Raw genomic sequence first — 13,917 nt, 5'->3', positions numbered from 1 at the left:
TATGTCAATTCGCTGGAAATTTGCCCCCTTTCTTGATATACTAAAAAGCGACAAATTAAGAAAGGAATCTATCATGCTTAGAATAAAAAATTATGTGAAAGTGGAATCTCTGGAAGAAGCCTATGAGCTGAACCAGAAGCGGACTGCCTGTGTGCTGGGTGGCATGGTGTGGCTGAAAATGGGCAGCCGTAACGTAACCACAGCCATTGACCTGTCCGGTCTTGGCCTGGATACCATCACAGAAAACGAAGAAGAATTTGTGATCGGCTGTATGACACCTTTGCGTGATCTGGAACTCCATCAGGGACTTGATACATACACAAATGGTGCCATAAGAGAGAGCCTGTGCCACATTGTAGGCGTACAGTTCCGCAACTGCGCCACGGTAGGCGGAAGCATCTGGGGACGCTTCGGATTTTCCGATGTGCTCACCATGCTTCTGGCACTGGACACAGAGGTGGAGCTTTTTAAAGGCGGCAGAGTCTGTCTCTCTGATTTTGTGAAAATGCCAAAGGACAGAGACATCCTGGTACGCATTTTTGTAAAGAAAACACTGTTGAAGGTGACATACTTAAGCCAGCGGAACACCAAGACCGATTTTCCAGTACTGGCCTGCTGTGTCAGCCTGTCTGAGAGCGGCGTGAAAGCCGTATATGGTGCACGTCCTGCCAGGGCACTTCTTCTAAAGGATGAAGAAAACATTCTCGCTGGCCTGGAAACCATGTCCGAAGAAGAGAGAGGGACAGCAATCGCAAGGTTTGCGGATTACGCAGCCCGGAATGTTCCTACATCCGGAAACATGCGAGGCAGCGCTAAGTACAGAACCCTTCTTGTGAAGGTTCTCACAAGAAGAGCATTAGAAGCAGTGGGAGGTATGACTGATGAAAATTAATTTCTGGCTGAATGGAGCCAAAAAGGAAGAAGAAATCCGTCCGGACACTATGCTTCTGGAGTTTCTTAGAAGTCTTGGCTGCTACAGCATAAAAAGAGGCTGCGAGACGGCTAACTGCGGACTTTGTACTGTTCTGGTAAATGACAAGCCTATGCTTTCCTGCAGCGTTCTGGCAGCCCGCATTGACGGCAAAAAGGTCACCACTATGGAAGGACTTCAGGCCGAATCCGAAGAGTTTGGAACCTTCCTTGCAAATGAAGGTGCAGAGCAGTGTGGCTTCTGCAATCCAGGCTTTATTATGAATGTGCTTGCCATGACAAAAGAATTAGAAGACCCTACGGAAGACGAGATCAAGGAATACCTGGAAGGCAACCTTTGCCGCTGCTCCGGCTTTATCGGACAGACCAGAAGTATCCTGAAATATCTGGAATATAAGAAGAACGGGAACAGCCAGGAGAAGGAGGTACAGGCATGAGCTATGTAAATCAGCCTTTGCAGAAAAAAGACGCTATGGCGCTGGTTACGGGAAAGCCAGTCTACACAGATGACCTGGCACCAAAGGACTGTCTTATTGTAAAAGTGTTAAGAAGTCCCCATGCCAATGCCTGGGTAGAAGAGATCAAGACAGATACCGCCATGAAGGTAGAGGGTATGGTCCTGATCCTTACCTGGAAGGATGTGCCTAAGAGACGTTTTGCTTCCGCTGGTCAGACCTATCCGGAATTCAGCCCTTATGACAGAATGATCCTGGATCAGCACCTGCGTTTCGTAGGAGATGCAGTGGCAATTGTGGCAGGTGAGACAGAGGCAGCAGTAGATCTTGCCATGAAGCGGATTAAAGTAAAATACCGTGTGGAAACACCGGTTCTGGATATGCACACAGCCAAGGACAATCCGGTTCTGGTCCACCCGGAAGCGGACTGGAAGTCCAAATTCCCGGTAGGTGCAGACAATAAGCGAAACCTTGCAGCCAAAGGCCATGAGGAAATGGGCGATATTGACAAGGTTTTGGCAGAGTGCAAATATACTGTTGACGAAGTGTATCACACAAAAGCAGACCAGCAGAGTATGATGGAGACTTTCCGCACATACTGTACCAAGGACTATTTTGGAAGACTGAATGTGGTAGCTTCCACACAGGTACCCTTCCATCTTCGCCGAATCCTTGGAAATGCCCTTGGAATCCCATCCTCCAAGATCCGCGTGATCAAGCCCCGTATCGGCGGAGGATTTGGTGCAAAGCAGACAGAGGTCTGCGAGATCTACCCGGCCATTGTAACCTGGATGACCGGACGCCCGTCCAAGATCGTTTACAGCCGTTACGAATCCCTGATCTGTGCTTCCCCCCGTCATGAGATGGAAGTTCATGTGCAGGTTGGCGCAGATGAAAATGGAATTGTAAAAGGAATCAAAGTAGATGCTCTTTCCAATGCAGGCGCATACGGAGACCACAGTCCCACAACCATTGGCCTGACTGGCCATAAGGCCATTGCCCTGTACCGTAATCTGGAGGCCTATGCTTTTGATTATGAAGTTGTATATACCAATGTGCAGGCAGCAGGCGCATATCGTGGATATGGTGCTACCCAGGGACTTTACGCAGTGGAGTCTGCAGTCAATGAGCTTGCCCACAAAATGAATATGGATCCTGCGAAGATCCGTGAACTGAACATGCCTATCGAGGGTGAGCGTATGTACGACTACGATGGCAATCTGACCCATACGGCGAGCTGTACCATGGACCGCTGCCTTGCCCGCGCCAAGGAAATGATCGGCTGGGAGGAGAAATACCCATGCCGGGATATGGGAAATGGGAAGGTACGCGGCGTAGGTCTTGCCATGGCTATGCAGGGCTCCTCCATTGCGAATGTAGACGTGGGAGGTGCAACCCTGAAGCTAAATGAGGATGCTTCTTATACACTTTCCCTTGGCTGTGCAGATATGGGTACTGGCTGTGACACCATTCTTTCCCAGATGGCAGCAGACTGTCTGGAAACAGAATTCGAAAATATTGTGGCATTTGGGGTAGACACAGATGTTTCCCCATACGACTCCGGTTCTTATGCATCTGCCACCACTTATGCTACTGGAAATGCCGTCATCAATGCCTGCAATGAGCTGAAAAAGCGGATCATCCGGCTGGGTGCCGAAATGCTTGGCGTGAGCCCGGAAGAAGCAGATTTTGACGGAAAAAAAGTTTACGCAGGAGAAAAAGAAGTCAGCCTTCAGGATGTTGCCTACAAGGGAACCTGTGGAAATACCCTGGAGATGCAGGTGACCGCATCCTATTCTTCCCAGGTTTCCCCGCCGCCTTATATGGTTGGAGCAGCAGAGGTGGAGATTGACAAAGAGACTGGAAACATTGACCTGATCGATTATGTGGCAGTGGTAGACTGCGGAACTCCCATCAATCCCAACCTGGCCCGTGTGCAGACAGAGGGCGGCGTGGCCCAGGGAATCGGTATGGCTCTTATGGAGAATGTGCAGTATTCCAAAGAGGGCAAGATCCGCGAGAATTCCTTCATGCAGTATAAGATCCCGAGCCGTGTGGACATTGGAAATATCCGTGTGGAATTTGAAAGCAGCTATGAGAAAACAGGCCCTTTTGGTGCGAAATCCATCGGTGAGCTGGTAATCGACACCCCTTGTCCCGCGATTGCAGATGCAGTTTACAATGCATCCGGTGTCCGCGTGCGGGAGCTTCCTATTACACCGGAGAAGGTTGCCATGGGAATCCTGGAGAACCAGTTAAAAGGAGAAATGAATAAATGAGAGAAGCTTGTCTGGCAAGCATAGGATTTATTCTGGAAATGTTCATATTTTTTGCAGCAGGCAGACTTTTGTCCAAAGCACTGAAACTAAAAGGGGATATTTCCCTGCAGCTGATCCTGGGATACCTGGTTTACTTCGCAGTATTTGAAGTGGTGACAGTGCCAATGACGCTTTTGTGGGTACCCCTTTCCAGAGCAGCAGCTTTGTGGGCTGTGCTTCTGGTGATCTGCCTGGCTGGCGGCCTTTTCCTGCTGAAACACAGAAAGAAAAAGACAGGAAATCAGCGGGCAGAGCAGTCTGGACAAGTCATCCCTTCAGAAAGTGCTGGTTTAAAACCGAAAACCAAAAGCGTGAGAGCCGCAATGGGGCAGCTGTGGAGTGATCATTCCTACATGCTTCTGGCTGTGATCGCTGTGGTTCTGGTCCAGTGTCTGATCGTGATCTTATATGAAGACACCACCGTTGATGCCACTTATTATGTGGGAACGGTAAGTACCTCTGTATATACAAACACCCTGGGCAGATATGATCCCTTCCGGGGCGGTATTTTGAAAAGCTTTCAGGCGCGCTATATTTTATCCGCGTATCCCATGAACAATGCAGTCTGGTGTAAGCTTCTTGGAATCCATCCCATTGTGCAGGCGAAGATCGTAATGTCCTGTGTGAATGTAGTGATCTCTAATCTGATCATCTATCAGATCGGAAAGCGCCTGTTGGAGGAAAATCAGAAAAAGGCAGACCTGATGGTGATTTTTGTCTGCGTTCTTCAGCTGTTTTGCGGAACTATTTATACAGCAGGAACCTTCTTTTTCACCAGAAGCTATGAGGGCAAATCCATTCTGGCAAACATTGCTTTCCCGGCAGTACTGATGTGTGCTCTGTGGTTCTATCAGAAAAAGAAAGAGAAAGCGGTATGGCTGGTTTTGTTCCTTACAGCTGCAAGTGCACTGGCATTTTCCGGATCTGCCATTATTTTCCCGGCTGCGATCCTGGCAGGAATGATACCGGCGATGGTGATGAACCGGAAGTTTTCCGCAATCCCTTATTGTATTCTCTGCATGATCCCTTCTGGTATATATGCGGCAGTTTATTTTGCATGTAAGCTTGGGCTGATCCGGCTTGCCGCATCTTAGAAAGGGGGGGAAGAACATGGCAGGAGTAACAATTGAAGAGCTTGGACTGAAATTCGTAAAGGCATGTATGAAGCTGTACTGGGGGTCCTGGTGGTATCCGTTCCTTTTTGCAGTAGGGCTTCTTTGTACCCTGATCTGGGGACGTAAAAAAAGCTCCAGGATTTTTATCGGGTATACTGCCTTTTTATTTCTTACGGTATATAACCCCATTGTGGTGAAATATGTCATTGCCAGGCTGGATTTTGAAAATGAATACTACCGCTTTATCTGGATTTTGCCTGTGATCCCGGCTATTGCTTATTACGGTGTAACCTTTGTTTCCTCTTTTCACAAGAAATGGCTGAAAGGGGCAGCGGTTGTAGCGGTATTGGGTGTGTTTGTGGTTTTGGGAAATCCACTGAATGGTGTGGTGAAAAATTTTGCACTTGCAGAAAACATTTACAAGGTCCCGGACGAATTGATCCAGATCTGTGAGATTCTGCACAGCAAAATGAGCAATCCAGATGCCCGTCCAAGGGTGGTGTTTGATGCAAGCCTTAACAATGTTGCCAGACAATATGATGCCCAGTTTCGTCTGACAATCGACAGAAATGCCAGCATTTACAGAGCTGGAAGTACGGTGGCCGGGGAATTTAATGAGAAAAGCAGACGCTATAAGCGGCAGAAAGCGATCCTGGATGTGATCGATTACCAGATCTACGACCATCCGAAAAAATTCCGAAATGCCCTGAGAAAGTCAAACACGAAATTTGTAGTGGTGAAAAAAAATGATGAATTACATGCCTTTTTGCTGAAAAATGGATGTAAACAGATCGCAGAAACCGAATCTTATTATATTTACCGTTATGTAGGTTTGGAGAAAGATAAAAAGAAATAAAAGGGAAGGAAAAGGAAAGAAAAATGAAGTACGAGAGAAGAAAAATATCTGTACTTTTTGCAGCTGTGCTGATGGTTGCCCTGGCATGCCCGGTAACGGTTCTGGCAGCAGCAGAAGAGGAAGCGGTCACACCGGCTGTTTATGCAACCTTCTGGTCTTTAATACCGCCTGTTGTTGCAATTGTTCTGGCGCTGATCACAAAGGAGGTTTATAGTTCCCTGTTTCTGGGAATCCTGGTTGGAGCACTTTTGTATTCCGGCGGTAATTTTGAGGGAACCGTGAACCAGATCTTTTCTGGTGGAATGATCAGTGTGTTATCCTCCAGCAGCAATGTAGGTATTCTGGTGTTCCTGGTAATCCTGGGAACCATGGTGTGCCTGATGAACCGGGCAGGAGGCTCTGCTGCTTTTGGACGCTGGGCAAGTAAGCACATTAAGACCAGAGTGGGAGCCGAGCTTGCCACGATCCTGCTTGGCGTATTGATCTTTATTGACGATTATTTCAACTGTCTGACTGTAGGAAGTGTTATGAGACCGATCACAGACCAGCACAATGTCTCCCGTGCGAAGCTGGCATATCTGATTGATGCAACTGCAGCGCCAGTGTGTATTATTGCACCGATCTCCTCCTGGGCAGCTGCGGTAAGCGGTTTCGTTCCGGGGGAGGATGGAATGTCCGTATTTGTAAGAGCCATTCCTTACAACTATTATGCACTTCTTACCATTGTTATGATGGTTTCCATGGTACTGATGAAGGAAGAGTTTGGTGCTATGGGCGTACATGAGTCAAACGCTTTAAAAGGAGACCTGTTTACTACCGCTGCCCGCCCTTATGCTTCTGGCGAGGGTGACGGCCCGGTAAACCCAAGGGGAAAAGTGATGGATCTTCTGATCCCTATTATTTCCCTGGTAATCTGCTGTGTCATCGGCATGATTTATACCGGTGGATTTTTCAGCGGTACCGATTTTGTCACTGCTTTTTCCCAGAGTGATGCTTCTGTTGGCCTGGTACTTGGCAGCTTCTTCGGTCTGGTGATCACCATTCTTCTGTATATGGTGCGCAGAGTGCTGTCCTTCCGTGACTGCATGGCGTGCATTCCGGAAGGCTTTAAGTCCATGGTTCCGGCAATCCTGATCCTGACTTTTGCATGGACCTTAAAGAGCATGACAGACAGTCTTGGCGCAGCAGAGTTTGTGGCGGAAATGGTGAAGTCCTCTGCCGAAGGTCTGGTAAACATGCTGCCGGCTATTATTTTCCTGGTAGCCTGCTTCCTGGCATTTGCCACAGGTACTTCCTGGGGAACTTTTGGTATTCTGATCCCGATCGTTGTCCATGTATTTGAAAACACACCTGGAGATTTGATGATCATTTCCATTTCCGCCTGCATGGCAGGTGCTGTATGCGGAGATCATTGTTCTCCGATTTCCGATACCACTATTATGGCCTCCGCCGGAGCCCAGTGTGATCATGTAAATCATGTATCTACCCAGCTGCCTTATGCTATTGTGGCAGCAGTGGTATCCTTTGTAACTTACATTTTCGCCGGCTTTATCCAGAGCCCGCTGTGCCTGATCATTGGAGTAGTGCTGATGATGGGCGCTATGCTGGTTGTGAAAATGAAATTCTCAGATCTGAAAACGGAATAAAGGTAGTTCATTTCCGGAAAAACAGTGGAAAGCCAGAGTAGATTTCCTGCGAGAAATCTGTTCTGGCTTTTTTGCCTTGCATCTGTCCGGGAAAAACTATATAATGAAAAAATGGACGAAAAAATCAGAATCAACAAATATTTAAGCGAAGCAGGATTCTGCTCAAGACGGGAAGCGGACAGCCTGATCCAGGACGGAAGGGTGACTGTGGAAGGCCACAAGGCAGAACCAGGAGAAAAGATTACAGCAGATACAGTGGTATTCGTGGATGGCAAGCCAGTGAAAAAGGTGGAAAAAAAGGTCCTCCTTTTGTTTCATAAGCCCCGGGGCGTTGTATGCAGCACCAAGAAGCAGCGCCAGGAGACCACGGTCACCGAATATCTGAACTATCCAGTGCGGATTTATCCAATTGGCCGCCTTGACAAAGAATCCGAAGGGCTTTTGCTTTTGACAAACCAGGGAGACCTGGTGAATAAGATCATGCGCGCGGGAAATTATCATGAAAAGGAATACTTGGTGACCGTGAATAAGCCTGTAGATGGCGAGTTTGTAAGAAAAATGTCATCTGGCATTCCAATTCTGGATACCATTACCCGCCCTTGCTTTGTGGAAAAAACAGGGAAAAATTCTTTTCGGATCATATTGACGCAGGGCTTAAACCGGCAGATACGCCGGATGTGTGAGTATCTGGGCTATCAGGTGCTTACCCTGAAGCGTGTGCGCATTATGGAGCTGACGCTGGATGGCCTGAAAGAGGGCGTGTACCGGGAAGCCACCAGGGAAGAGTGGGAGAAGCTGGAAAAAGGAATCGCAGATTCTTCCCAGCTGCCGGCTTCACAAAGTAAGGCTGCTTCTGGCAATCATAACAGGAAAACAGGAGGACATCATGGAAAATTCTCTACAGCGAATGAAAGAACTGGTAGAAAAGTTGGACCAGGCCGCGAAAGCCTATTATCAGGAAGACAGGGAAATCATGAGCAATCAGGAGTACGACAGCCTGTACGACCAGCTGGAGCAGCTGGAAAAAGAAACCGGAACCGTACTCACAAATAGCCCTACCATCCGAGTCGGATACGAGGCGGTCAATGAGCTTCCAAAGGAAGAGCACCCAAGTCCCATGCTGTCCCTTGATAAGACAAAGGACAGGGAAGTGCTACGGGATTTTATTGGAAGCCACAAATGCCTTTTGTCCTGGAAACTGGACGGACTGACAATTGTTCTTACTTATGAGAATGGGGAGCTTGCAAAAGCAGTCACAAGGGGAAACGGAGTAGTTGGTGAGGTGATCACCAACAATGCCCGGGTGTTTAAGAACATTCCCCTTCGCATTCCTTATAAGGGACAGCTGGTGCTTCGCGGAGAGGCGATTATCACCTACTCCGAGTTTGAACGGATCAATGAGACCATCGGAGATGCGGACGCGAAATATAAGAATCCCCGAAATCTTTGCAGCGGCTCTGTGCGCCAGCTGAACAATGAGATCACAGCGAAACGAAATGTGCGCTTTTATGCCTTTGCCCTGGTAAGCGCCCAGGATGTGGATTTCTCTAATTCCAGGGAGCAGCAGTTTCTGTGGCTGAAGGAGCAGGGCTTCGAGGTTGTGGAATATAAAGTGGTTACGTCTGAGACACTGGATGAGGCTATGGACTATTTTTCCACTACTATTGTAAACAATGATTTTCCATCAGATGGGCTGGTGGTAACCTATGACGATATTGCTTATGGAGAGTCCTTGGGAAGTACGGCGAAGTTTCCGAGAAATTCTTTTGCTTTTAAATGGGCAGATGAAATGCGGGAGACCAAACTGGTGGATATGGAATGGAGCCCTTCCAGAACCGGGCTGATCAATCCAGTGGCAATTTTTGAACCGGTGGAGCTGGAGGGCACCACAGTAAGCCGCGCCAGCGTACACAATATCAGTATTGTAAAGGAATTACAGCTGGGAATCGGGGATACCCTTAAAGTCTACAAGGCGAATATGATCATTCCCCAGATTGCAGAGAACTTAACCAGAAGCGGAAATCTGGTGATCCCGGATAAATGTCCGGTGTGCGGCCATGAGGCACGCATCCGCCAGGAAAACGACGTGGAAACTTTATATTGCATGAACCCGGACTGCGTGGCCAAGAAGATCAAGTCCTTCAGCCTTTTTACCAGCCGGGATGCCATGAACATTGACGGACTTTCCGAGGCAACTCTGGAGAAGTTTATTGCTATGGGATTTATCCACAATTTCGGGGATATTTTCGAGATTGGAAAATATAAGGAGCAGATCGTGGAGATGGAGGGCTTTGGCCAGAAATCCTTTGATAATCTCATGGCAAGCCTTGAAAGGGCGAAGGAGACTACCCTTGCAAAGGTGATCTACAGTCTTGGAATCACAGGAATCGGTCTTGCCAATGCAAAGGTGATCTGCAAATATTTTGATGATGACATCGAGAAGATCCGTCACGCAGATGTGGAAGAGATCAGTTCCATTGAGGGAATCGGTCCGGTGATCGCTGGAAGTCTTGCAGATTATTTTAGCAGCGAAGAGAATAATAAGAAACTGGATCATCTGCTTGACCATCTTCATCTGATCCATGAGGAGACTTCAGAAGAACAGATATTTGCTGGGAAAACTTTTGTTATTACAGGAAGTGTGGAACATTTTTCCAATCGTTCTGAGGCAAAGGAATTTATTGAAGCCCGGGGCGGAAAGGTGACCGGATCTGTGACGAAAAAGACAGATTACCTGATCAATAATGATAAGACATCTACTTCATCCAAGAACAAGAAGGCACAGGAACTTGGAATTCCAATCCTTTCGGAAGAGGATTTCCTGGAACTGGCGGGGGAGAAGTAGGGCGCGTTTGTTTTACAGCGCCGTTTTTCATTGTTTTTGTCCAGTAGAGTTCCGTTAAGAATAGGATCGTTATGTGGATTTTATAAATGAAATCAAGTGCTTTATCCTGTGACGGAAAAAGTACTTATAGATACAGGAGGAAATGGTAATGCCAATTAAAATACAAAGTGATCTCCCAGTTAAGGAGATCCTGGAAAAAGAAAACTTATTCGTTATGGACGAGAATCGTGCTTTGCACCAGGATATCCGTCCAATTTACATTCTGATTTTGAATTTAATGCCGTTGAAGGAAGAGACCGAGCTGCAGCTTCTTCGTTCCCTTTCGAATACGCCGCTGCAGGTGGATGTGAGCTTCATGGCTGTGGAGTCCCATCAGGCAAAGAATACTTCCAAGAGCCATCTGAATAAATTTTATCAGACTTTCTCTGAACTGAAGGATAAGAAATTCGACGGAATGATCATTACCGGAGCTCCGGTAGAGCAGATGGAGTTTGAAGAGGTGGATTATTGGGAAGAGGTAACACAGATCATGGACTGGTCCGAGACACATGTAACCTCTACGATCTTCCTTTGCTGGGCAGCCCAGGCTGCACTTTACCACTTCTATGGCCTTAAGAAACGGAAGCTGGATAAGAAAATGTTCGGCCTGTTCTGGCACAAAGTAATGAACCGCAAGATCCCGCTGGTACGAGGCTTTGATGACGTATTCCTTGCTCCTCATTCCAGACATACGGAAGTTCCTATTGAGGATGTCCATGCCTGCAAAGACCTGACTGTTCTTGCAGAATCTGACGAGGCTGGCCTTTTCCTTGCCATGGCAGAAGACGGCCGCAAGATTTTCGTAATGGGACACCCGGAATATGACCGTGTCACCCTGGATGGAGAGTACAAACGTGACCTTGGCAAAGGCCTCCCCATTGAAATGCCCGAAAACTACTACCGCGACAACAATCCGGAAAACGGTCCGCTGCTGCTGTGGAGAGCCCATGCCAACAACCTGTATACCAACTGGCTGAATTACTACGTATATCAGAGCACCCCATACGACCTCTACGGGACACCTGATTTTTCCAGTATTTCTAAGGAGTGAGAAAAGTAAGGTCCCCTGCAACGGAGATTGTGGTGCAGGGGGCCTTCATTGTCAGTAACCGCTATTTCACAATTAGGCACAACTATTCAACCAAAAGAAAAAACTTTACATCTTGTGGATATTGTGCTATACTTTTTAGGTCGAAGTGGTTGTACATTGATAATTCAACACTCGAATTTTTATGCACCTGTAGCTCAGTGGATAGAGCAGTGGTTTCCGGTACCATGTGCGGGGGTTCGATTCCCTTCAGGTGTGTTGCCTGGAACGATCGGGCGTTCCGGTGCGTTGTATTAAGGAGGACAAGAACTTGGATAATTTCAGAGAATGGTTATCAGATAACCTTCGCTACTTTATGCTTGGCGGAGCGATTCTGTTAATCGTGGTTGTCCTGTTTTTTGGTGTCCGTGCATTTATGGGAAGCGGGAAGGGCGATTCCAGCAAGGATACAACCGAGAATCAGGAGACAACAGACAACGACCAGGGAAATGTTCCTTCTTCTCCGGCAAATGATGGGGAGACTGACGAGAAGAAAGACGCCAATCCCATGGAAACAGCAAATGAAGAGATTACTTCATTGATCAAGAGCTATTACAAGGCTCTGGGGGATAAAGATATTACCACATTACGTACATTGGTAGATAATCTTGCACCGGCAGATGAGTCTAAGATTACCAATGCCAAGTATATTGAAGGGTATGAAGCAGGTGATATCTACACGAAAAAGGGGCTTGATGACGATTCCTATGTAGTATATTCCTGTTTTTACTACATCTGTCAGGGGATTGATACAAAGGTGCCTGCGCTTGCTGAGTTCTACGTAGTGAAGGACACAGACGGAAATTGGAAGATTGATGGCGCTGCCCATAGTGACAGTGACGAGATAACGAAATATGAGGTTTCTCTTCGTCAGGATGATGACGTTAAGGAACTGAAGTCCAAAGTACAGAAGCAGTACGAGGACGCCCAGAAAGCAGATTCTGCACTTGCCGCATTCCTTGAGGGGCTTGGGGATGACGTTGCAGGATCCACTGAGACAGCAGATGGAACCACACTGGTTGTAACAGAGGACTGCAATGTCCGCGCAGAAGCAAGCAGTGATGCAGATGTGATCGGTGGCCTTGCCGTTGGCACAGAGGTTGTCAAAGAGGGCGAAAGCGGAGACTGGATCCAGATTGATTATGAAGGAACCACAGCCTACGTTCACAGCAGCCTTCTGGAAGAGAAAACTGAATAACGTAGAAAGAAGAAAAGACCAGAAAACCTAAATTTACAATTCAAAGTAAATTTCGTTTTCTGGTCTTGTTTTGATTATTTATGAAAAAGATCCGTAAGAAACTCCATTTTCCAGTGTGATTCCCTTGGCAGCCGCCAGCTCACTGACCGTTACCAGCTGGTAGCCCTCCTGAAGCAGCTGTGGGATAAAAATCTCCGCCGCATCTACCGATTCTTTGAAGATATCATGCATTAAGATGATCTGACCGTCAGCGGCATTGTCCATCACATTTTGTACTGTGGAGTCCACATTCTGTGTTTCCCAGTCCAGGGTATCTACAGACCACAGGATCAATGGCCTTGCAGCGATACCTGCTACGGTATCGTTAAAGGAACCGTAAGGCGGACGGACAACTGTGGCGATATGACCTGTCAGATCCTCGATCAGCTGATCGGTACGGGAAAGCTGGCTTGTCACATCATCTGCGGAAAGGGTGGAAAGATCGGGATGATCATAAGAGTGGTTGCCAATCTCGCATCCAAGCTCTTCCATACGTGTTACCGGCTCCTGAAAATATTCCACTTCCTGACCTGCCAGGAAAAAAGTAGCTTTTACGTTATTGGCTTCCAGACAATCCAGAAGTCGGTCGGTAAAATCGCTGGGGCCGTCATCGAAGGTAAGGGCGATCATTCCCTTTGGTTCAGGTGTGGCGGTAGGCGCAGAGGAAACATCAGCTTCTGAAGCAGATGCCTTGGCATCTGCCGCAGAAGCTGTGAGATTGTCAGCTGTAGAAGCTGCTGCAGTATTCATATAGAACACCAGTCCCCTGTCAGAACTGTCATCTGCTGCCATAGGATCTCCCTGTTGGGCTCCGTCAGCACCAAAATGATAAATTTCACCATCTATGGTCACATCACCAGTCTGCAAAACACCGTCTGCATTGAAATAATAGCGGTTTCCATCTAGCTCAAGCCAACCGGTGTGCATGACACCATTTTCATCGAAATAGTAACGATGGCCGTCTGTATCTGTGAGCCAGCCTTTGTATCCCTCACCATTTATCATGAAGTACCAGCTGCTGTCAACTGGAGTCCATACACCCTGGGAAGCTTCCGGAGAGACTTCAAAAGAAGTATCCTGTGCTTGATCAGAAGCGTCTGGAACAGGTGAAGGGGTATCAACAGGTGTTTCCGTAGGAGTGACTTCCTCTGGTGTAGTCTCACCTTCTGTATTGGTATTTTCAGCTGCCACACCATTTGATTGAAGCTGAGAATCATCTGTATTTCCAGCTACGAACATATCAGGAGTCTGGGTGTCAGCAATTGGTGAGCGGGATGCGGAAGACTGGGTAAACGTAACTCCACAGGCCAGGCACATGAGAACTGCAGCCACCGCCAGCCCCTTATTTGTCCGAGGTTTATGGCCAGGCATATAATTCCTCCTTTATGT

10 protein-coding genes, 1 tRNA gene and 1 pseudogene are annotated in these 13,917 nt (G+C 47.5%); 11 read left to right on the top strand and 1 reads right to left on the bottom strand.

The window, feature by feature from the left end:
- The first annotated feature begins 73 nt into the window (after positions 1-73).
- From ACTQ50_RS12285 to ACTQ50_RS12235, 11 genes and pseudogenes are all read left to right on the top strand, one after another.
- Positions 74-892 (top strand): FAD binding domain-containing protein, encoded by an 819-nt coding sequence (locus ACTQ50_RS12285; RefSeq protein WP_441484455.1) that lies wholly within the window; start codon positions 74-76, stop codon positions 890-892.
- A complete protein-coding gene (locus ACTQ50_RS12280; RefSeq protein ID WP_441484454.1) occupies positions 882-1,367 on the top strand; it encodes a (2Fe-2S)-binding protein in 486 nt (161 codons plus the stop codon). Before ACTQ50_RS12285 ends, ACTQ50_RS12280 begins: the two co-directional genes overlap by 11 nt.
- Positions 1,364-3,664: a xanthine dehydrogenase family protein molybdopterin-binding subunit gene (locus ACTQ50_RS12275; protein WP_441484453.1), complete on the top strand. Its 2,301-nt coding sequence runs from the start codon at positions 1,364-1,366 to the stop codon at positions 3,662-3,664. Before ACTQ50_RS12280 ends, ACTQ50_RS12275 begins: the two co-directional genes overlap by 4 nt.
- Positions 3,661-4,797 carry a DUF6077 domain-containing protein gene (locus ACTQ50_RS12270; protein ID WP_441484452.1) on the top strand — a complete coding sequence of 379 codons (1,137 nt, stop codon included), beginning with the start codon at positions 3,661-3,663 and terminating at the stop codon, positions 4,795-4,797. The genes ACTQ50_RS12275 and ACTQ50_RS12270 overlap by 4 nt, the downstream gene beginning before the upstream one ends.
- A 16-nt stretch (positions 4,798-4,813) precedes the next feature.
- On the top strand, positions 4,814-5,674 hold the full coding sequence (locus ACTQ50_RS12265; RefSeq protein ID WP_441484451.1) for a hypothetical protein: 861 nt from the start codon (positions 4,814-4,816) through the stop codon (positions 5,672-5,674).
- Between the two features lie 23 nt (positions 5,675-5,697).
- A complete protein-coding gene (locus ACTQ50_RS12260) occupies positions 5,698-7,320 on the top strand; it encodes a Na+/H+ antiporter NhaC family protein (protein ID WP_441484450.1) in 1,623 nt (540 codons plus the stop codon).
- 111 nt (positions 7,321-7,431) lie between these two features.
- Positions 7,432-8,085: pseudogene (locus ACTQ50_RS12255) on the top strand (pseudouridine synthase); the annotation flags it as partial.
- A gap of 121 nt (positions 8,086-8,206) precedes the next feature.
- The gene (gene ligA / locus ACTQ50_RS12250) at positions 8,207-10,165 is read left to right on the top strand and encodes an NAD-dependent DNA ligase LigA (RefSeq protein ID WP_441484449.1); all 1,959 of its coding nucleotides are present in this window, start codon (positions 8,207-8,209) and stop codon (positions 10,163-10,165) included.
- A 148-nt stretch (positions 10,166-10,313) separates the two neighbouring features.
- A complete protein-coding gene (gene metA, locus ACTQ50_RS12245) occupies positions 10,314-11,255 on the top strand; it encodes a homoserine O-acetyltransferase MetA (protein ID WP_441484448.1) in 942 nt (313 codons plus the stop codon).
- A gap of 183 nt (positions 11,256-11,438) precedes the next feature.
- Positions 11,439-11,510: transfer RNA gene (locus ACTQ50_RS12240), tRNA-Arg, on the top strand.
- Between the two features lie 52 nt (positions 11,511-11,562).
- Positions 11,563-12,489 (top strand): SH3 domain-containing protein, encoded by a 927-nt coding sequence (locus ACTQ50_RS12235; protein ID WP_441484447.1) that lies wholly within the window; start codon positions 11,563-11,565, stop codon positions 12,487-12,489.
- Positions 12,490-12,567: 78 nt separating this feature from the next.
- Here ACTQ50_RS12235 and ACTQ50_RS12230 read toward each other — a convergent pair whose 3' ends face one another.
- Positions 12,568-13,899 (bottom strand): polysaccharide deacetylase family protein, encoded by a 1,332-nt coding sequence (locus ACTQ50_RS12230; protein ID WP_441484446.1) that lies wholly within the window; start codon positions 13,897-13,899, stop codon positions 12,568-12,570.
- Between the last annotated feature and the right edge of the window lie 18 nt (positions 13,900-13,917).

Source organism: Blautia sp. Sow4_E7, from assembly GCF_052116245.1.
GTDB lineage: Bacteria > Bacillota > Clostridia > Lachnospirales > Lachnospiraceae > Blautia_A.
This window is presented reverse-complemented; position numbering and strand designations above follow the sequence as displayed.